At 71.7% G+C, this 20377-nt stretch carries 16 protein-coding genes and 1 pseudogene; 10 read left to right on the top strand and 7 right to left on the bottom strand.

Annotated features, from left to right (window positions below):
- The first annotated feature begins 67 nt into the window (after positions 1–67).
- From ACLQ2N_RS30205 to ACLQ2N_RS30185, 5 genes and pseudogenes are all read left to right on the top strand, one after another.
- Entirely contained in the window at positions 68–766 is a 699-nt protein-coding gene (locus tag ACLQ2N_RS30205) for a histidine phosphatase family protein (protein ID WP_425817949.1), read from the top strand.
- A gap of 93 nt (positions 767–859) precedes the next feature.
- Positions 860–1450 carry a DUF3090 domain-containing protein gene (locus ACLQ2N_RS30200; protein ID WP_383296820.1) on the top strand — a complete coding sequence of 197 codons (591 nt, stop codon included), beginning with the start codon at positions 860–862 and terminating at the stop codon, positions 1448–1450.
- Positions 1414–2253: an SCO1664 family protein gene (locus ACLQ2N_RS30195; RefSeq protein ID WP_425817947.1), complete on the top strand. Its 840-nt coding sequence runs from the start codon at positions 1414–1416 to the stop codon at positions 2251–2253. Before ACLQ2N_RS30200 ends, ACLQ2N_RS30195 begins: the two co-directional genes overlap by 37 nt.
- A 110-nt stretch (positions 2254–2363) precedes the next feature.
- Positions 2364–3593, top strand: a complete 1230-nt coding sequence (gene mshC, locus ACLQ2N_RS30190) for a cysteine--1-D-myo-inosityl 2-amino-2-deoxy-alpha-D-glucopyranoside ligase (protein ID WP_425817945.1) — start codon at positions 2364–2366, stop codon at positions 3591–3593.
- 125 nt (positions 3594–3718) lie between these two features.
- Positions 3719–3859 (top strand): annotated as a pseudogene (locus ACLQ2N_RS30185) (NPCBM/NEW2 domain-containing protein); the annotation flags it as partial.
- 60 nt (positions 3860–3919) lie between these two features.
- Here ACLQ2N_RS30185 and ACLQ2N_RS30180 read toward each other — a convergent pair.
- Positions 3920–5128 (bottom strand): PAC2 family protein, encoded by a 1209-nt coding sequence (locus ACLQ2N_RS30180; RefSeq protein ID WP_425817943.1) that lies wholly within the window; start codon positions 5126–5128, stop codon positions 3920–3922.
- Positions 5129–5384: 256 nt separating this feature from the next.
- Here ACLQ2N_RS30180 and ACLQ2N_RS30175 point away from each other — a divergent pair, with 256 nt between their 5' ends.
- The gene (locus ACLQ2N_RS30175) at positions 5385–6722 is read left to right on the top strand and encodes an enolase C-terminal domain-like protein (protein WP_425817941.1); all 1338 of its coding nucleotides are present in this window, start codon (positions 5385–5387) and stop codon (positions 6720–6722) included.
- Positions 6719–7498 carry an SDR family NAD(P)-dependent oxidoreductase gene (locus ACLQ2N_RS30170; protein WP_425817939.1) on the top strand — a complete coding sequence of 260 codons (780 nt, stop codon included), beginning with the start codon at positions 6719–6721 and terminating at the stop codon, positions 7496–7498. The genes ACLQ2N_RS30175 and ACLQ2N_RS30170 overlap by 4 nt, the downstream gene beginning before the upstream one ends.
- 82 nt (positions 7499–7580) lie before the next feature.
- Here ACLQ2N_RS30170 and ACLQ2N_RS30165 read toward each other — a convergent pair whose 3' ends face one another.
- From ACLQ2N_RS30165 to ACLQ2N_RS30145, 5 genes are all read right to left on the bottom strand, one after another.
- Positions 7581–8252, bottom strand: coding sequence for a FadR/GntR family transcriptional regulator (locus ACLQ2N_RS30165; RefSeq protein ID WP_425817937.1), 672 nt, complete (start codon positions 8250–8252; stop codon positions 7581–7583).
- A 107-nt stretch (positions 8253–8359) separates the two neighbouring features.
- Complete coding sequence (locus tag ACLQ2N_RS30160; protein WP_425817935.1) at positions 8360–9973, bottom strand: FAD-dependent oxidoreductase; 1614 nt, start codon at positions 9971–9973, stop codon at positions 8360–8362.
- A 5-nt stretch (positions 9974–9978) separates the two neighbouring features.
- The gene (glpK, locus tag ACLQ2N_RS30155; RefSeq protein ID WP_425817933.1) at positions 9979–11520 is read right to left on the bottom strand and encodes a glycerol kinase GlpK; all 1542 of its coding nucleotides are present in this window, start codon (positions 11518–11520) and stop codon (positions 9979–9981) included.
- Between the two features lie 42 nt (positions 11521–11562).
- Positions 11563–12354: an MIP/aquaporin family protein gene (locus ACLQ2N_RS30150; RefSeq protein WP_425817931.1), complete on the bottom strand. Its 792-nt coding sequence runs from the start codon at positions 12352–12354 to the stop codon at positions 11563–11565.
- Between the two features lie 240 nt (positions 12355–12594).
- A complete protein-coding gene (locus tag ACLQ2N_RS30145) occupies positions 12595–13359 on the bottom strand; it encodes an IclR family transcriptional regulator (RefSeq protein WP_425818179.1) in 765 nt (254 codons plus the stop codon).
- Between the two features lie 237 nt (positions 13360–13596).
- Here ACLQ2N_RS30145 and metH point away from each other — a divergent pair, with 237 nt between their 5' ends.
- The 3 genes from metH (at position 13597) to ACLQ2N_RS30130 (ending at position 19681) form a co-directional block, all read left to right on the top strand.
- The gene (metH, locus tag ACLQ2N_RS30140; RefSeq protein ID WP_425817929.1) at positions 13597–17109 is read left to right on the top strand and encodes a methionine synthase; all 3513 of its coding nucleotides are present in this window, start codon (positions 13597–13599) and stop codon (positions 17107–17109) included.
- A gap of 119 nt (positions 17110–17228) precedes the next feature.
- Positions 17229–17921, top strand: coding sequence for an HAD family hydrolase (locus ACLQ2N_RS30135; protein ID WP_425817927.1), 693 nt, complete (start codon positions 17229–17231; stop codon positions 17919–17921).
- A gap of 155 nt (positions 17922–18076) precedes the next feature.
- Positions 18077–19681, top strand: a complete 1605-nt coding sequence (locus ACLQ2N_RS30130; RefSeq protein WP_425817925.1) for an ABC transporter substrate-binding protein — start codon at positions 18077–18079, stop codon at positions 19679–19681.
- Between the two features lie 19 nt (positions 19682–19700).
- Here the strand turns inward: ACLQ2N_RS30130 and ACLQ2N_RS30125 are convergent, their stop codons facing one another.
- On the bottom strand, positions 19701–20372 hold the full coding sequence (locus ACLQ2N_RS30125) for a response regulator (protein WP_164400121.1): 672 nt from the start codon (positions 20370–20372) through the stop codon (positions 19701–19703).
- Between the last annotated feature and the right edge of the window lie 5 nt (positions 20373–20377).

The raw sequence follows: 20377 nt of genomic DNA, 5'->3' as shown, positions 1-20377 counted from the left end.
TGCTTCCAGCCCGGTATGCACCTTTGGCCCCGCCGGGAAACCGGGCCGCGCCCGTACGCTGGACGGCATGCCCACCCTGATCCTCGTACGCCACGGACGCTCCACCGCCAACACGGCGGCGGTGCTCGCGGGCCGGACCCCCGGCGTCGCCCTCGACGAGCGCGGCGCCGCACAGGCCGCCGCGCTCCCCGGACGGCTGGCCGCACTGCCGCTCGCCGCCGCCGTCAGCAGCCCCCTGCAACGCTGCCGGGAGACCCTGGAACCCCTGCTGGCCGCCCGCCCGGACCTGCCGCTGCACGTGGAGGACCGGATCAGCGAGTGCGACTACGGCGACTGGTCGGGCCGTAAGCTCGCCGAACTCACCGACGAGCCGCTGATGACCGTCGTCCAGCAGCACCCCTCCGCCGCCGTGTTCCCCGGCGGCGAGTCGATGCGCGCGATGCAGGCCCGCGCCGTCGAGGCCGTACGGGAGTGGAACGCGCGGATCGAGGCGGAGCACGGCGAGAACGCCGTCTACGTCATGTGCTCGCACGGCGACATCATCAAGTCCGTGGTCGCCGACGCGCTCGGCATGCACCTGGACCTCTTCCAGCGCGTCCACGCCGATCCGTGCTCGGTCACCGCCATCCGCTACACGAGGCTCCGCCCCTATCTGCTGCGCCTCGGCGACACGGGCGACCTCGCCGGACTCGCGCCCCGCGAACCGGGCCCGGACGCCGCCGCCGGGCAGGACGCGACGGTAGGGGGCGGCGCTGGGGCGCCGTGATCGCCGCGCGCAGTAGGGTGGACGCGCCGTAGAACGCTTTCCGAGGCTCCGGCCCACCCTCATCTGCCCGTCGACTCTCAAGGGAGACAGGACGTGTCCCGTCAGGTGTTCCTCTACGACCCCCCGGACCGTTTCGTGGCCGGCACGGTCGGGCTGCCTGGACGCCGTACGTTCTTCCTCCAGGCATCCTCAGGCGGCCGTGTCACCAGCGTGGCCCTGGAGAAGACCCAGGTCGCCGCACTCGCCGAGCGCGTGGACGAACTGCTCGACGAGGTCGTACGCCGCACCGGCGGGAACTCCCCGGTGCCCGCCGTCGCCCCGATGGACGTCACGGACACCGCGCCGCTCGACGTCCCCGTCGAGGAGGAGTTCCGTGTCGGCACCATGGCGCTCGCCTGGGACGGCGAGGAGCAGCGCATGATCGTCGAGGCGCAGGCCCTGGTCGAGCTGGACGCCGAATCCGTCGAGGACCTGGCCGAGGCCGAGGAGCGGCTGCTCCAGGACGAGGAGAACGGCCCGCCGATGCTCCGCGTCCGGCTCACCGGCGCCCAGGCCCGCGCCTTCGCCAAGCGCGCCCTCGACGTGGTGAACGCCGGCCGCCCGCCCTGCCCGCTGTGCAGCCTGCCGCTCGACCCGGAAGGACACGTATGCCCGCGCCAGAACGGATACCGCCGGGGCGCCTGACCGACGCGGACCGGGTCGCCCTGCTGGCCGAGGGCACGCTCACCGTCCTCGGGCAGGTCCGCGGCGCGTCCAACGCGGTGCTGTACTGCTCCGTCGCCCACGAGGGCGAGGAGGCGTACTGCGTCTACAAGCCCGTGGCCGGCGAGCAGCCGCTCTGGGATTTCCCCGACGGCACCCTCGCCCAGCGCGAGGTGGCCGCCTACGAGGTCTCCGAGGCCATGGGCTGGGGCCTGATCCCGCCGACCGTGCTGCGGGACGGGCCGTACGGCCAGGGCATGTGCCAGCTGTGGATCGAGGCCGAGGAGCCGGGCGAGGACGGCCCGGGGCTGCTCGCGCTGGTCGAGGACGAGGAGCCCGGCGAGGGCTGGAAGGCCGTCGCGTTCGCCGAGGTGGGGGAGGGGAGGACCGCCCTCCTCGTGCACGCGGACGACCCCCGGCTGCGCCGGCTCGCCGTCCTGGACGCCGTCATCAACAACGGCGACCGCAAGGGCGGCCACCTGCTGCCCGCGCCCGGCGGCCGGCTCTACGGCATCGACCACGGGGTGACCTTCCACGCCGACGACAAGCTGCGCACCCTGCTCTGGGGCTGGGCGGGCGAACCCCTGACCCCCGAGGCCGTCGAGGTCCTGGACCGGCTGGCGGCCGCGCTGGAGCCCGGCGCCCCGCTGGTCACCCGGCTGGCCGAACTCATCACGGCGGCCGAGATCGAGGCCCTGAGGGCCCGCGTCGCCGGGCTGCGGACGACCGGGCTGCACCGGGAGCCCAGCGGTGAGTGGCCCGCCATCCCCTGGCCGCCCGTGTGACACCCGGTCCGCCCCGATGCACGCCGGGCGCGGCGGCGCAAGAGTGCCTCTTCGGTCAGGATCACCCCTCCGGTTCGTATCCGGAAGCCGCGTCCGGTTACGCTCGTGGCATGCATGCCTGGCCCGCTTCTGAGGTCCCCGCCCTGCCCGGCAAGGGCCGCGACCTTCGGATCCACGACACCGCGACCGGCGGACGGATCACCCTTGACCCCGGTCCCGTCGCCCGCATCTACGTCTGCGGCATCACGCCGTACGACGCGACCCACATGGGTCATGCGGCGACCTACAACGCGTTCGACCTCGTGCAGCGCGTGTGGCTCGACACCAAGCGGCAGGTTCACTACGTCCAGAACGTGACGGACGTGGACGACCCGCTGCTGGAGCGGGCCGTGCGCGACGGACAGGACTGGACCGAGCTCGCGGAGCGCGAGACGGCCCTGTTCCGGGAGGACATGACCGCGCTCCGCATGCTCCCGCCGCGCCACTACATCGGAGCCGTCGAGGCGATACCCGGCATCGTGCCGCTCGTGGAACGGCTCCGCGACGCGGGCGCCGCCTACGAGCTCGACGGCGACATCTACTTCTCCGTCGACACCGACCCGCACTTCGGCGAGGTCTCGAACCTCGACGCCGAGGCGATGCGCCTGCTCTCCGCCGAACGCGGCGGCGACCCGGAGCGCCCCGGCAAGAAGAACCCGCTCGACCCGATGCTCTGGATGGCCGCCCGCGAGGGCGAGCCGAGCTGGGACGGCGGCTCCCTCGGCGCCGGCCGGCCCGGCTGGCACATCGAGTGCGTGGCCATCGCCCTCGACCACCTCGGCATGGGCTTCGACGTCCAGGGCGGTGGCTCCGACCTCGCCTTCCCGCACCACGAGATGGGCGCCTCGCACGCCCAGGTGCTGACCGGCGAGCACCCCTTCGCCCAGGCGTACGTCCACGCGGGCATGGTCGGCCTGGACGGCGAGAAGATGTCCAAGTCCAAGGGCAACCTCGTCTTCGTCTCCGCGCTGCGCCGCGACGGCGTGGACCCGGCCGCGATCCGCCTCGCGCTGCTCGCCCACCACTACCGCTCCGACTGGGAGTGGACCGACCAGGTGCTCGCCGACGCCGTGGCACGGCTCGACCGCTGGCGCGCCGCCGTCTCCCGCCCCGACGGGCTGCCCGCCGACGCCCTGGTCGAGGAGGTCCGCGCGGCTCTCGCCGACGACCTGGACGCCCCGGCCGCGCTGGCCGCCGTCGACCGGTGGGCCGAGCGGCAGGCCGCCGAGGGCGGTACGGACGAGGGGGCGCCCGGTCTGGTCTCCCGCACCGTGGACGCCCTCCTCGGCGTGGCCCTGTAGCTTCTTCCGTAACCCTCCGTCGTAGCGGCCGACTTCACCGGCCCCGGACTTCTTCACGAAGTCCGGGGCCGGTTCCGTTCTGTCCGTCGTCACATGCTTGATGCTGCGCTAAAAGCGCTCTATAGGTGACCGGGGCGTCAAAGACCGTGCCGGTCGACGGGGCGCTCGACGGGGCGCGGCACGTGCGCCTCAAGGTCACGGACACGAACGGGTCCAGGACCGGCGACCACGGCGACTGGGCCGCGGCGCGCTTCAACTGTTCCTGATCAGCGGTCACACAGCGGCGGAGCCGGGCGGGCTCGCACCCGCCCGGCTCCGTGCCGTGCTCAGTTCCGCGACGACGGGGGGCCGTCGGGGCCGTCACCGTCCGCCGGTCCGCTGTCGGCGGGGCCGTCGGCCGGCCCGCCGTCGTCCGCGCGGTCGTCGTCCGTGCGGGAGGTGTCCGGGGCGGCGTCGTCCGGCGTCTTCGCCGGGCCGCCATCCGGGCCCGCGGACCGGTCGCCCGGCCCGTCGGCCCGGGGCCGGCCGGTCGCCGGACGGCCGGGATCCTCGGGTTGGGCGGGACTGCCCGGCCGGCCGGGCTCCGCCTCCGGCCGGATCGGCTTGGGTGGCCTCGTCCGGCCGCTCGACGTGTCCCGGAGGTACGTCGCGTCGCCGCTCTCCGTGGCGTGGCCGCCGGGCGGCTGCCCGGGGCCCGGATCGCGGCGCCGCAGATAGCGTTCGAACTCGCGGGCGATCGCCTCGCCGCTCGCCTCCGGCAGCTCCGCGGTGTCCCGCGCCTCCTCCAGCGTCTGCACGTACTCGGCCACCTCGCTGTCCTCGGCGGCCAGTTGGTCGACGCCGACCTGCCAGGCGCGCGCGTCCTCCGGCAGCTCGCCGAGCGGGATGCGCAGCCCGAGGAGGTCCTCCAGACGGTTCAGCAGGGCCAGCGTCGCCTTGGGGTTGGGCGGCTGCGACACGTAGTGCGGCACCGCCGCCCACAGGCTCACCGCGGGCACCCCGGCGTGCGTGCACGCCTCCTGGAGGATGCCGACGATGCCGGTCGGGCCCTCGTACCTGGTCTCCTCCAGGTCCATGGTGCGCGCCAGATCGGGGTCGGACGTGACGCCGCTGACCGGGACCGGGCGGGTGTGCGGGGTGTCGCCGAGCAGTGCGCCCAGCACCACCACCATCTCGACGCCCAGTTCGTGCGCGAAGCCCAGCAGCTCGTTGCAGAACGAGCGCCAGCGCATGGACGGTTCGATACCCCGCACCAGGACCAGGTCGCGGGGCTTGTCCCCGCCGACGCGCACCACGGAGAGCCGGGTCGTCGGCCAGGTGATCTTGCGTACCCCGTTGTCCATCCACACCGTCGGGCGGTTGACCTGGAAGTCGTAGTAGTCCTCGGCGTCCAGCGCCGCGAACACCTCGCCCTTCCACTCCCGGTCCAGATGCGCGACCGCTGTGGAGGCGGCGTCACCCGCGTCGTTCCACCCCTCGAACGCGGCCACCATGACCGGGTCGACCAGCTCGGGAACACCCTCGAGCTCGATCACCCCAGCCTCCTTCCGAAGTTCCCTTGCGTACGGGACAACCTTACGGCCTGCGGCCTCCCGTACCGCAGCCCCCGTGCACGGCCGGGTGAACCCTGCGCATCGAGGTGCGAGGGCCGCCCGGTGGGGCAACGCACCGCCCATACATCCGAGCTGTCGAGGGAAAAGGTGCGCCCGTCTCTGGACTTGTGCCCCCCAGGGCAGCTATACATCGGATGACCACACCAGAGGTCCGATGTTATTTTCCCTGGGGGCGCGCATGAGTCAGACCGTCACGGATGTCGAGGTCCACGACATCCGGTTTCCGACCTCGGAACAACTGGACGGCTCGGACGCCATGAACCCCGACCCCGACTACTCGGCCGCCTACGTCGTCCTGCGGACCGACGCCGCCGGTCCGGACGGCGAGGCGGTCGAAGGCCATGGCTTCTGCTTCACCATCGGCCGCGGCAACGAGGTCATGGCCGCGGCGATCGAGGCCCTGCGCCCCTACCTGACCGGGCGCCCCGTGCCGCGGACGGCCGCCGGTCTCGGCGCCCTGTACCGGGACCTCACGCACGACTCGCAACTGCGCTGGCTCGGGCCCGAGAAGGGCGTGACGCACATGGCGGCCGGCGCGGTGGTCAACGCCGCCTGGGACCTGGCGGCCAAGCTGGCGGGCAGACCCGTCTGGGAGTTCCTGGCCGGGATGACCCCGGAGGAGCTGGTCTCCCTCGTCGACTTCCGCTACCTCACCGACGCCCTCACCCCCGACGAGGCGCTGGCCGTGCTGCGCGCCGCCGAACCGGGCCGCGCCGAACGCGCCGCCCGGCTGCGAGCCGAGGGCTACCCCGCGTACACCACCTCGCCCGGCTGGCTCGGCTACTCCGACGACAAGCTGGTCCGGCTGGCCAAGCAGGCCGTGGCCGACGGTTTCACCCAGATCAAGCTCAAGGTCGGCGGCCGGGTCGAGGACGACGTCCGCCGGATGGCGCTGGCCCGCGAGGCCGTCGGACCCGGCGTCCGGATCGCCGTCGACGCCAACCAGCGGTGGGACGTCGCCGACGCCGTCGCGTGGATGACCGAGCTCGCCCCGTACGACCCGCACTGGATCGAGGAGCCCACCAGCCCGGACGACGTACTCGGCCACGCCGCTGTCCGCGCCGGACAGCCGGTCAAGGTCGCCACCGGGGAACACGTCGCCAACCGGGTCGTGTTCAAGCAGCTCCTCCAGGCCGGGGCCGTCGACTTCGTCCAGATCGACGCCGCACGCGTCGCCGGTGTCAACGAGAACCTGGCGATCCTGCTGCTCGCCGCCAAGTACGGCGTCCCGGTCTGCCCGCACGCGGGCGGCGTCGGGCTCTGCGAACTCGTCCAGCACCTCTCGATGTTCGACTACGTGGCCGTCTCCGGCACCCGCGAAAACCGGGTGATCGAGTACGTCGACCACCTCCACGAGCACTTCACCGACCCTGCCGTCATCGTGAACGGCCGCTACACCGCCCCGGCGTCCCCCGGCTTCTCGGCCAGGATGCGCCCCGAGTCCATCGCCGCACACCGCTACCCGCAGGGCCCCGTCTGGCGGACCCGGTGCCACGAGAAGGAGGAGAGCCGATGACCGGCACACGCGACTTCGAGGGGATCAACGCCCTGGTGACCGGAGGCGCCTCCGGCATCGGGGCCGCCGTCACCGCCCTGCTCCTGGAGCGCGGGGCCCAGGTCGCCGTCCTGGACCGGGACACCTCCGGCGCACCCCGGGGCGCCCTCGCCGTCGAGGCCGACGTCACCGACGACGCCGCCGTGCGCGCCGGGGTGGACCGGGCCGCCGCCGAGCTGGGCTCCCTGCACACCCTCGTCTCCAACGCGGGCATCGGCGCCATCGGCACCGTCGAGGACAACGACGACACCGAGTGGGCCCGGGTCCTCGACATCAACGTCCTCGGCATGGTCCGGGCCGCCCGGCACGCCCTGCCGCACCTGCGCCGCGCGGCCGCCGCGCGCCCCGGAGCGGTGTCCATCACCCACACCTGCTCCATCGCCGCGACCGCCGGGCTGCCCCAGCGCGCCCTGTACAGCGCGAGCAAGGGCGCCGTTCTCGCGCTCACCCTCGCCATGGCCGCCGACCACGTGCGCGAGGGCGTCCGCGTCAACTGCGTCAACCCGGGTACCGCCGACACCCCGTGGATCGGCCGCCTGCTCGACCAGGCGGAGGACCCGGCCGCCGAACGCGCCGCCCTCGACGCCCGGCAGCCGCTGGGCCGGCTGGTCTCGGCCGACGAGGTGGCCGCCGCGGTCGTCTACCTCGCCAGTTCCGCCGCGGCCTCCGTGACGGGCACCGCCCTGGCGGTCGACGGCGGGATGCAGGGCCTGCGCCTGCGCCCCGCCGGCAGCTGAATCCGCCGCACCGCCGCCAAGCCGAGCCGGACCGCGCATCGTCGGTCAACGGTGCGGGGCCCGGGACGGGGCCCCGGAACGGTCACAGCGTGGACCGCAACCACTGCTCCACACTCGCCACATGCACCGTGGCCCACGCCCGCGCAGCCTCCGCGTCGCGGTCCCGCAGCGCCGCCAGAATCGCCCGGTGCTCATGCAGCGTCCGGCTCACCGCGTCCTCCTGCGTCAGCCCGCGCCACACCCGCGCCCGCGTCGTCGGCCCCGAGAGCCCGTCCAGCAGCGAGCAGAGCACCGAGTTGCCGGACGACTGGACGATGCCCCGGTGGAAGTCCAGGTCGCAGGCGACCAGCTCCTCCACCGACGGATGCTCGCCCAGCGCGTCGAGCTGCGCGCTCAGCGCGTCCAGCTGGTCCTCGCCGATCCGGCTCGCCGCCATCGCCGTCGCGGCGGGCTCCAGGATGCGGCGCACCGCCAGGAACTCCAGCACGGTGTCGTCCCGGTGGAAGTCCACGACGAAGCTCAGCGCTTCGAGCAGCAGCTGCGGGTCGAGGCTCGTCACATACGTGCCGTCGCCCTGGCGGACGTCGAGAATGCGGATCAGCGACAGGGCGCGCACCGCCTCCCGCAGCGAGTTGCGGGAAAGGCCCAGCTCAGAGGCGAGTTCGCTCTCCTTGGGGAGACGATCGCCGGGCCGTAGCGCACCCGAGACGATCATTCCCTTGATCTTCTCGATGGCCTCGTCGGTGACAGCCATGGGCGACCTCCAGACATCCGATGTATCGCCCCATTATGCGGCCATGGAGAAGGCCGGTACGACCGTCGGACCGACGTACGGTCCGCCCGGCCGTCCGGCCCGTCCGCTCAGCCGCGCCGCTCGCCGAGCATCTTCTCCACACCGGCCCGGACCTCGTCCGTCGCCAGGCCCCGGATCGTCAGCGTCGTCCGCCGCCGCAGCACGTCGTCCGCGGTCTCGGCCCACTCGTGGTCCCGGGCGTAGGCGACCTGCGCCCACACCTCCGGGGCGTCCGGGTGGATCCGCTCGGCCAGCGCCGGGTTCTCGTTGGCCGTCCGGGCGATGTCGAAGGCGAGCGAACCGTAGTGCGTGGCCAGATGGCGCGCGGTGTCGGCGGCCATCCGGGGACCGGGCGTCCCGCCGTCCACCAGCAGCCGGTGCGCCACCGCGTTCGGGCTGGCGATCCCGGGCAGCGGCAGCTTCCTCGGCAGCCGGGCCATCGGCTCCATGTCCTCAGCCAGCGGGTGCCCGGGCAGCGCGGCCAGCTTGTTCATCACCGTACGGCCGATGTGGCGGAAGGTCGTCCACTTGCCGCCGGCCACCGACAGCATCCCGCCCCGGCCCTCCGTCACGACCGTCTCGCGCTTGGCCTTCGAGGTGTCGCCGGGCCCGCCGGGCAGCACCCGCAGCCCGGCGAAGGAGTAGGTGATCAGGTCCCGGGACAGCTGCTGGTCCCGTACCGAGAACGCGGCCTCGTCCAGGATCTGCGCGGTGTCCTTCTCGGTCACCGCGACATCCGCCGGGTCACCCTCGTACGCCTCGTCCGTCGTGCCGAGCAGCAGCATGTCCTCCCAGGGCAGGGCGAACGTGATGCGGTACTTGTCGATCGGGGTGGCCAGCGCGGCCTTCCACGGCCGGGTCCGCTTCAGCACCAGGTGGGCGCCCTTGGACAGGCGTATGGAGGGCGCCGCGTTCGGGTCCTCCATCTTCCGCAGGTGGTCCACCCACGGCCCGGTCGCGTTCAGCACCAGCCGGGCGGTCACCCCGAACTCCGTACCGTCCATGGAGTCCCGCAGCTCCGCGCCCGTCACCCGGCCCCGGGTGAACCGCAGCCCGGTCACCGCCGCGTGGTTCAGCACCACCGCGCCCGCGTCGACGGCCGCGCGGACCGTCATCAGCGCCATCCGCGCGTCGTTCATCTGGTCGTCGCCGTACACCGCGACGGCCCGCAGATTGTCCGTACGCAGCTCCGGGACGTCGCGAACCGCCCGCGCCGGACTGATCACATGGCCGACACCGTCACCGAAGGCGGACAGCGCCGAGTACGCGAACACGCCCGCGCCGAGCTTCGCCGCGCCGTGCGGCCCGCCCTTGTAGACCGGCAGGTAGAAGGTGAGCGGGTTGGCCAGGTGCGGGGCGACCTGGCGGGAGACCGCACGGCGCTCGAAGTGGTTCTCCGCCACCAGCTTCACCGCACCGGTCTGGAGGTAGCGCAGACCGCCGTGGAGCAGCTTGGAGGAGGCGGAAGAGGTGGCGCCGGCGAAGTCACCGGCGTCCACCAGGGCCACCCGCAGTCCGGACTGCGCGGCGTGCCAGGCGGTGGAGATGCCCAGGATGCCGCCGCCGATCACCAGGAGGTCGTACGTCGCCTTGGAGAGCTGCTCCCGGGTCTCGGCACGGCTCGGGAGGGAGCCGGAGGCCGGATGCGTCCCGAGTGCGGGGACGCTCTGCAGGGTGGTCATGTCGTCTACTCCTCGTCGTCGAGCCAGCCCATGGTGCGTTCCACGGCCTTGAGCCAGCTCTTGTACTCGCGGGCGCGGGTGTCCGCGTCCATGCGGGGGGTCCACTCGGCGGCGCGGCGCCAGTTGGCGCGCAGCGCGTCGGTGTCCGGCCAGAAGCCGACGGCCAGGCCGGCGGCGTAGGCGGCGCCGAGGCAGGTGGTCTCGGCGACCATCGGGCGCACCACGGGCGCGTCCAGGAAGTCGGCGAGCGTCTGCATCAGCAGGTTGTTGGAGGTCATGCCGCCGTCGACCTTGAGCGAGGTCAGCTCGACGCCGGAGTCCTTCGTCATAGCGTCGCTGATCTCGCGCGTCTGCCAGGCGGTGGCCTCCAGTACGGCACGGGCGATGTGCGCCTTGGTGACGTAACGGGTGAGACCGGCGATGACACCCCGGGCGTCCGGGCGCCAGTACGGGGCGAACAGGCCGGAGAACGCCGGCACGAAATAGGCGCCGCCGTTGTCCTCCACCGAGGAGGCCAGGGTCTCGATCTCGGCGGCGGACTGGATCAGCCCCATCTGGTCGCGCATCCACTGGACCAGCGAACCGGTGACGGCGATCGACCCCTCCAGGGCGTACACCGCCTTCTGGTCGCCGATCCGGTAGCCGACCGTCGTCAGCAGACCGTTGTAGGAGTTGACGGGCGTCTCGCCGGTGTTCATCAGCATGAAGGTGCCGGTGCCGTACGTGGACTTGGCCTCGCCCTCGGAGAAGCAGGTCTGGCCGAACAGCGCCGCCTGCTGGTCGCCCAGCGCGGAGGCCACCGGCACTCCGTCGAGCACGCCGCCCCTGGTGGTGCCGTAGACCTCGGCGGAGGACCGGATCTCGGGCAGCACGGCCGGCGGCACGCCGATGGAGGAGCAGATCTTCTCGTCCCACTGCATGGTGTGCAGGTTCATCAGGAGGGTGCGCGAGGCGTTGGTGACGTCGGTGACGTGGACGCCGCCGTCGGTGCCGCCGGTCAGGTTCCAGATGACCCAGGAGTCCATCGTGCCGAAGAGGATGTCGCCGCGCTCGGCCCGCTCGCGCAGCCCCTCGACGTTGTCGAGCAGCCAGCGCACCTTGGGCCCGGCGAAGTACGAGGCGAGCGGCAGCCCGGTCTCGCGGCGGAAGCGGTCCTGGCCGACGTTGCGGCCGAGTTCCTTGCAGAGCGCGTCGGTACGCGTGTCCTGCCAGACGAGGGCGTTGTGGACGGGCTCACCGGTGTGCTTGTCCCACAGCAGGGTGGTCTCGCGCTGGTTGGTGATGCCGATCGCCTTGACGTCGGCGGCGGTGATGCCCGCCTTGGAGATCGCCCCGGCGACGACTTCCTGGACGTTCGCCCAGATCTCGGCCGCGTCATGTTCGACCCAGCCCGGCTTGGGGAAGATCTGCTCGTGCTCCTTCTGGTCGACGGAGACGATCCGCCCGTCCTTGTCGAAGACGATGCAGCGGCTGGAGGTCGTGCCTTGGTCGATGGCCGCGATGAACGGCCCGGCGCCGTGGCTGCCGGTGGTGTGTGCGTCGGTCACGGTGTGCTCCCGGAGGTCTGTGCGGTGGGGTGTGAGGGCGGGTCAGGCGAACGCGAGGTTGTAGAGGCCGCCCGCCAGGGCGCCGCCGATCAGCGGGCCGACGACGGGGACCCACGCGTAGCCCCAGTCGGAGCCGCCCTTGTTCGGCAGCGGAAGCAGCGCGTGCACGATACGCGGGCCGAGGTCGCGGACCGGGTTGATCGCGTAGCCCGTGGGCCCGCCGAGCGACAGGCCGATGCCGACGACGACCAGAGCGGTGATCAGCGCCCCCAGCGCGCCGAGCCCGTTGCCCTTGTCGTTGAGGCCCTGGGTGAGGATGGCGAGCACCAGCACGACGGTGGCGATGATCTCGGTGAGGACGTTCTGCACGGCGTTGCGGATCTCGGGGCCGGTCGAGAAGACACCGAGGACCGGTCCCGCCGCGGGGGCCGCGGCCTGGTCGACCATGCCCTCCTCACCCGAATGGGTGCGCAGGACCTCCGGATCGGTGAGATGGGCCCGGAACTGCCCGTAGTAGGTCAGCCAGACCAGCACCGCTCCGATCATCGCGCCGAGCAGTTCGGAGGCGAGGTAGAGCGGTACGTCGCTCCACTTCGTGCCGCCCTCGATCGCCAGGCCGATGGTGACGGCCGGGTTGAGATGCGCGCCCGACACGCCGCCGGCGATATACGCGCCGGTCAGCACCGCGAAGCCCCACCCGAAGGTGATGGCGACCCAGCCGGCGTTCTGCGCCTTCGAGTGCTTGAGCGTGACGGCGGCACAGACACCGCCGCCGAGCAGGATGAGTACGGCGGTACCGATGGTCTCGCCGATGAAGATGTCGGAGCTGGACACCCGCGACTCCTTTGTCCTTGGTCCAGGGAAGCCGAACCCCGGGTCCCGCCGGTGGTCCGCGCCCTCGTGGGAGGGCTTGGCCGGCCCTGGCACGGTCACACCCTAACGCGAATATCCGTTAAGTGTTCGACAATGCCGACCGGTGAACGGCAGTGTTTCTCCCGGGTGAAGGCAGCGTCAAGAGGGATGTGACGTACGAATCGATCGTTACGAGGGAAGCCGGCCGGGTGCGCGGGCGGCTCAGAAGCGCCTGGCGCCCAAATCCCGCGAGACCGCGCGGGCGCAGTCGCGGACCGCCGCGACCAGCTCCGGGCGCAGCTCGCCGTCCTTGCAGAACCGCTCCACCGCACCCGTCACGGCTATGGCCCCGACCGGCATCCGGCGCCGGTCGTGGATCGGGGCGGCCACCGCGGCGACGCCCTCCCAGGTCTCCTCCACGTCGGACCCCCAGCCCCGGGCCCGGACCCCGTCGAGCACGGCCTCGAACTCCTCGGCGCCGGTCACCGTCCGGGGCGTGAACGACTGCCGTTCCGCCTCCACCGCCTCGGTGTGCGCCACCGGGTCGTACGCGGCCAGCACCTTGCCCAGGGCCGTGGAGTGCAGCGGCTGCATGGCGCCCACCTCCAGGACCTGGCGGCTGTCGTCGGGCCGGAAGACGTGGTGGACGATGAGCACGCCCTGCTGGTGCAGCACGCCGAGGTGGACGCTCTCGCCGCTGGACCGGGCCAGGTCGTCCGTCCAGACCAGGGCCCGGGCCCGCAGCTCGTGGACGTCGAGGTAGCTGTTGCCCAGGCGCAGCAGTTCCGCGCCCAGCTGGTAGCGGCCCGAGGCGGCGTCCTGCTCCACGAAGCCCTCGTGCTGGAGGGTGCGCAGGATGCCGTGTGCGGTGCCCTTGGCCAGGCCCAGTGAGGAGGCGATGTCGGACAGCCCGAGCCGCCGCTCACCGCCTGCCAGCAGGCGCAGCATCGCGGCCGCCCGCTCCAGCGACTGGATGTTCTTGGCCATCGCGCCGTACTCCTCCACCTCGTTCGACAATGCTGAACACTATCGGTCGATGCCGACCCCCGCTCGGCCGCGGGAGAAGTCCGCAGCACCTCGCGCCACCGGAACCCCCGTCATCAGGATGCCGTCCGGCTCGTGGGACAGAGTGACGGCCCACGTCGGGGCCCGGCTACCCTGGCCGGGTGCGCCTTCCGCCGAAGACGCAAAGCCGACAGCCGTCGCATCCCAGGGAGTACATCCATGGCCTCGTCGCCGACCCCTTCCGCCGACAGCCGGAACCGAGCCGCAGCCCTCCGCGAGGCGCTCGCCACCCGAGTAGTGGTGGCCGACGGTGCCATGGGCACCATGCTCCAGGCCCAGGACCCCACGCTCGCGGACTTCGAGAACCTCGAAGGCTGCAACGAGATCCTCAACCTCACCCGGCCGGACATCGTGCGCTCCGTCCACGAGGCGTACTTCGCCGTCGGCGTCGACTGCGTCGAGACCAACACCTTCGGTGCCAACACGGCGGCCCTCGGCGAGTACGACATCCCCGAGCGCGTCCAGGAGCTCTCGGAGGCCGGTGCGCGTATCGCCCGCGAGGTCGCCGACAAGTACACCGCGTCCACCGGTGAGCAGCGCTGGGTGCTCGGCTCGATGGGCCCCGGGACCAAGCTGCCGACCCTGGGCCACATCCCGTACGCCACCATCCGCGACGGCTTCCAGGCGAACGCCGAGGGCCTGATCGCCGGCGGAGCCGACGCGCTGATCGTGGAGACGACGCAGGACCTCCTCCAGACCAAGGCCGCCGTCCTCGGTGCCCGCCGCGCCCTCGACGCACTCGGCAGCGATCTCCCGCTGCTGTGCTCGCTGGCCTTCGAGACGACCGGCACCATGCTCCTGGGCTCCGAGATCGGCGCGGCCCTCACTGCCCTGGAACCCCTCGGCATCGACATGATCGGGCTGAACTGCTCGACCGGTCCGGCCGAGATGAGCGAGCACCTGCGCTACCTCACCCGGCACTCCCGCATCCCGCTGCTCTGCATGCCCAACGCCGGACTGCCGGTCCTCACCAAGGACGGCGCCCACTTCCCGCTCGACGCCGAGGGGCTGGCCGACGCGCAGGAGACGTTCGTCCAGGAGTACGGCCTCTCGCTGGTCGGCGGCTGCTGCGGCACCACCCCGGAGCACCTGCGCCAGGTGGTCGAGCGCGTACGCGGAACGGTCCCGGCCGCCCGCGACCCGCGCCCCGAGCCCGGCGCCGCCTCCCTCTACCAGTCCATCCCCTTCCGCCAGGACACGGCGTACCTGGCGATCGGTGAGCGCACGAACGCCAACGGGTCCAGGAAGTTCCGCGAGGCCATGCTCGAAGGCCGCTGGGACGACTGCGTGGAGATGGCCCGCGACCAGATCCGCGAGGGCGCGCACATGCTCGACCTGTGCGTGGACTACGTGGGCCGCGACGGCGTCGCCGACATGGAGGAGCTGGCCGGCCGGTTCGCCACCGCCTCCACCCTGCCGATCGTCCTGGACTCCACGGAACTGCCCGTGCTCCGGGCCGGCCTGGAGAAGCTGGGCGGCCGCGCGGTCCTCAACTCCGTCAACTACGAGGACGGGGACGGGCCCGAGTCCCGCTTCGCCAAGGTCACGCAGCTGGCGGCCGAGCACGGCGCGGCGCTGATCGCGCTGACCATCGACGAGGAGGGCCAGGCCCGTACCGCCGAACACAAGGTCGCCATCGCCGAACGGCTCATCGCGGACCTGACCGGCACCTGGGGCATCCACGAGTCGGACATCCTCATCGACACCCTGACCTTCACCATCTGCACGGGCCAGGAGGAGTCCCGCAAGGACGGGATCGCCACCATCGAGGCGATCCGGGAGCTGAAGAAGCGCCACCCGGACGTGCAGACGACCCTGGGCCTGTCGAACATCTCCTTCGGTCTGAACCCGGCCGCCCGCGTCGTGCTGAACTCCGTCTTCCTGGACGAGTGCGTGAAGGCGGGCCTGGATTCGGCGATCGTGCACGCCTCGAAGATCCTGCCGATCGCCCGTCTTGAGGAGGAGCAGGTCAAGGTCGCCCTCGACCTCATCCACGACCGGCGCGCCGAGGGCTACGACCCGCTCCAGAAGCTCATGGAGCTGTTCGAGGGCGTCAACATGAAGTCCCTCAAGGAGGGCAAGGCCGAGGAACTGGCCGCGCTGCCGCTGGACGAGCGCCTCAAGCGCCGCATCATCGACGGCGAGAAGAACGGCCTGGAGGACGACCTCGCCGAGGCGCTGAAGGACACGCCTGCGCTCGACATCGTCAACAACACCCTCCTGGACGGCATGAAGACCGTCGGCGAGCTCTTCGGCTCCGGTCAGATGCAGCTGCCCTTCGTCCTCCAGTCCGCCGAGGTCATGAAGAGCGCGGTCGCCTACCTGGAACCGCACATGGAGAAGTCGGACGCCGAGGGCAAGGGCACCATCGTCCTGGCCACCGTCCGCGGCGACGTCCACGACATCGGCAAGAACCTCGTCGACATCATCCTCTCCAACAACGGGTTCAACGTCGTCAACATCGGCATCAAGCAGCCCGTCTCCGCGATCCTGGAGGCCGCCGAGGAGCACAAGGCGGACGTCATCGGGATGTCCGGCCTCCTCGTCAAGTCCACGGTGATCATGAAGGAGAACCTGGAGGAGCTGAACCAGCGCAAGCTGGCCGCCGACTACCCCGTCATCCTCGGCGGCGCCGCGCTCACCCGCGCCTACGTCGAGCAGGACCTCCACGAGATCTACGAGGGCGAGGTGCGCTACGCGCGCGACGCCTTCGAGGGCCTGCGCCTGATGGACGCGCTCATCGCCGTCAAGCGCGGCGTGCCCGGCGCCACCCTCCCCGAGCTGAAGCAGCGCCGCGTCCCCAAGCGGGACACCGCCGTCCTGGAGGTGGACGAGCCGGAGGAGGGCGTCCGCTCCGACGTCTCCGTCACCAACCCGGTCCCGACCCCGCCGTTCTGGGGCAGCCGGGTCGTCAAGGGCATCCAGCTCAAGGAGTACGCCTCCTGGCTGGACGAGGGCGCCCTCTTCAAGGGCCAGTGGGGCCTCAAGCAGGCCAGGGCGGGCGACGGACCCACGTACGAGCAGCTCGCCGAGAGCGAGGGACGCCCGCGGCTTCGCGGCCTCCTCGACCGGCTCCAGACCGACAACCTGCTCGAAGCGGCCGTCGTCTACGGCTACTACCCCTGCGTCTCCAAGGGCGACGACCTGATCCTGCTCCACGAGGACGGCTCCGAGCGCACCCGCTTCACCTTCCCGCGCCAGCGCCGCGGCCGCCGCCTCTGCCTGGCGGACTTCTTCCGCCCCGAGGAGTCCGGCGAGACGGACGTCATCGGCCTCCAGGTCGTCACCGTCGGCTCCAGGATCGGCGGCGAGACCGCCAAGCTCTTCGAGGCCAACGCCTACCGCGACTACCTGGAGCTGCACGGCCTCTCCGTCCAGCTCGCCGAGGCACTCGCCGAGTACTGGCACGCCCGGGTCCGCTCGGAGCTGGGCTTCGCGGGGGAGGACCCGGCGGACGTCGAGGACATGTTCGCCCTGAAGTACCGGGGCGCGCGCTTCTCGCTGGGCTACGGCGCCTGCCCGGACCTGGAGGACCGCGCCAAGATCGCGGCCCTGCTCCAGCCGGAGCGGATCGGCGTCCACCTCTCCGAGGAGTTCCAGCTGCACCCCGAGCAGTCGACCGACGCGATCGTCATCCACCACCCGGAGGCGAAGTACTTCAACGCGCGGTAAGGCTCCGTTCGACGCGTCGTAGCCGATCACGTCGTACACTGGTCGGTCCAGCGCAGGCCGGTCGCCCATCCTCCGGGACGGGTGGCCGGCCTTCTCGTCCCTCATGGAAGGTGTGCCGGATGACCAGTACGGTTCCCGCGTCCCTGACCCGCACGGCAAAGGGCGCTGCCCTCCAGGCCGTCTTTCTCGACATGGACGGCACCCTGGTCGACACCGAGGGCTTCTGGTGGGACGTCGAGGTCGAGGTCTTCGCCGGCCTCGGCCACCGGCTGGACGAAGCATGGCGGGAGGTGGTCGTCGGCGGGCCCATGTCCCGCAGCACCGGATACCTCATCGAGGCGACCGGCGCGGACATCACCCTCGACGAGGCCGCCGTACTGCTCAACGACCGGTTCGAGAAGCGCATCGGCAACGGGGTGCCGCTGATGCCCGGCGCCGCTCGCCTCCTCGCCGAACTGCACCGGCACGAGATCCCGACGGCCCTCGTCTCCGCCTCGCACCGCCGCATCATCGACCGCGTCCTGGACTCGGTGGGCCACCACCACTTCGCGCTCACCGTCGCCGGCGACGAGGTCACCCGCACCAAGCCGCACCCCGAGCCCTATCTCACCGCCGCGCGCGGCTTCGGCGTCGACCCCCGGCTGTGCGCTGTCGTCGAGGACACGGCGACCGGGGTCGCCGCCGCCGAGGCCGCGGGCTGCCGGGTGGTCGCCGTGCCCTCGGTCTCCCCGATCGCGCCCGCCGAGGGCCGGGTCGTCATGGCCTCGCTGGAAGAAGTCAATCTCACATTCCTCCGGAGCCTTATCAACTGAATGCGCTGGAGCGGGCACCGAGAGTATTCCCGTGAAGGAAAGGCAAAGCTCTCGCGGTGGCCGTGCGAAAGAATGCCGTGCACGGCCCCTTCCGGTATTCCGGAACGCGCCCGCTAATGTCTTCCTCCCTGAACCGATGAGGGAGAACGGCCACCATGAAACGCAAGACCCTGGTGCTGCCGGCCGTCGCGGGCCTCCTGGCGCCCGTGCTCGCCGGCTGCGGCATGGCGGACGTCGGCACCACCGGAGGCGGCAGCGGTGCCATCGTCGTCGGCACCACGGACCGGATCGCCGCCTCCGCCGAAGCGCCCGCCCCGCTCGACCCGGCCGTCGGCTACGAGGCGGGCGTCTGGAACGTCCTGCGGCAGACCGTGCAGACCCTGATGGCCACGCCGCGCGGCGGCGGCCTCCCGGTCCCCGAAGCGGCCGAGAGCTGCGGCTTCACGGACCGCGAGAGCGAGAGCTACCGCTGCCGGCTGCGCGCCGGGCTCACTTTCGCCGACGGCACCCCGGTCACCGCCGACGACGTCAAGTACTCCCTCGACCGGGTGCGGCGCATCAAGGCCGTCAACGGGCCCGCCGCCCTCCTGGACAACATCGACACCGTCGAGACCACCGGCACCCGCGAGGTCGTCTTCCACCTCAGGACCCCCGACGCCACCTTCCCGTACAAGCTGGCCACGCCGCCCGCCGGAATCGTCCCGCGCGACCAGTACCCCGCGAATTCCGCCCGCAGCGGATTCCAGGTGGACGGCTCGGGGCCGTACACCATGAAGCCGGAAGTGAAATCCGGACGGGTTGTGAAAATCGCCTTCACCAGGAATCCCCACTACCGGGGGCGCTACGACGTGCGGAGCGAATCCGTCGAACTCGACCTCTTTCCCGACGCCACCGCCATGGGCAAGGCGTTCGACGCCGAGAAGATCGACATGATGGCCCGCACCGTCCCCGCCGACCGGGTCCAGCGGATGCTGGCCGAGCCCGAGGACGGGGTCCGGCTCACCGAGATGCCCGGGCTCGCCATCAGCTACCTCGGCTTCGACACCGAGGAACCCGCCCTCCGGAACAGGGCCGTCCGCCAGGCCGTCGCCCAGGTGGTCGACCGGGGCGACATCGCCGGCAAGGTCTACGGCGCCACCGTCGAGCCGCTGTACTCACTCATCCCGAGCGGGATCACCGCCCACGACAACGCGTTCTACAGCACCTACGGCGAACCCAGCGCGGCCAAGGCCGCCGCCCTGCTCAAGAAGGCGAAGATCCGCACCCCCGTGCGCTTCACCCTGCACTACACCGACGACCACTACGGCCGGGACACCGCCACCGAGTTCCAGGTGCTGAAGAAGCAGCTCAACGACACCGGACTCTTCGACGTCACCGTCGAGGGCACCCCGTGGACCCGCTACCGGCCCGCCGAACTCCGAGGCGACTACGCCGCCTACGGCATGGGCTGGTTCCCCGACTTCCCGGACCCCGACAACTACACGGCGCCCTTCCTCGGCGCGGACAACTTCCTCGGCTCGCCCTACACCTCCGACGAGGCCCGGACCCTCATCGCGCGCTCCCGCCGCCAGGCCGACCGGGGCGCCGCCGCGCCCGCCTTCGAACGGCTCCAGGACATCGTCGCCCGGGACGTGCCCGTCCTCCCGCTCTGGCAGGGCAAGCAGTACGCCGTCTCCCGCGAGGACCTGAGCGGCGTCGAATGGGCGATCGACTCGGGCGCCGACCTCCACCTGTGGGAGCTGGGGCGCGGCACCGACTGAGCCTGCCGTGCGCCCCGAGTCACTGCGCGCCGGGGCGCACCAGGCCGCTCTCGTACGCGTACACGGCCGCCTGCACCCGGTCGCGCAGGCCCAGCTTCGTCAGCACATGGCCCACATGGGTCTTCACCGTCGTCTCGCTGACGAACAGGTCGGCGGCGATCTCCGCGTTCGACAGGCCGCGCGCCACCAGCTTCAGCACCTCGACCTCGCGGTCCGTCAGCGTGTGCAGCGTGTCCGGCACAGGGTCCTCGCCCGACGGCAGATGGTCCGCGTACTTGTCGAGCAGACGGCGCGTCACGCTCGGGGCGAGCATCGCCTCACCGCCCGCCACCACCCGGATCGCCTGCACCAGCTCATCGGCCGGCGCGTCCTTCAGCAGGAAGCCGCTCGCCCCGGCGCGCAGCGCCTCCACCACGTACTCGTCCAGGTCGAACGTCGTCAGCACCAGCACCTTCGCCGGACCGTCCCGGCCCGGACCGGTGATCTGGCGCGTCGCCTCGACCCCGTCCATCCTCGGCATCCGGATGTCCATCAGCACCACATCGGGCTGGAGCGCGCGCACCTGGTCGAGAGCCTGGAGACCGTCACCGGCCTCACCCACCACCGCGAGATCCCCCTCGGCCTCCAGAATCATCCGGAAGCCCGTGCGCAGCAGCGGTTGGTCGTCGACCAGAAGGACGCGGATAGCCACCAGAT

It is taken from the genome of Streptomyces sp. DT224, from assembly GCF_049844595.1.
Lineage (GTDB): Bacteria > Actinomycetota > Actinomycetes > Streptomycetales > Streptomycetaceae > Streptomyces.
The sequence above is the reverse complement of the archived record's forward strand: the minus strand, read 5'-3'. Positions and strand labels throughout refer to the sequence as shown.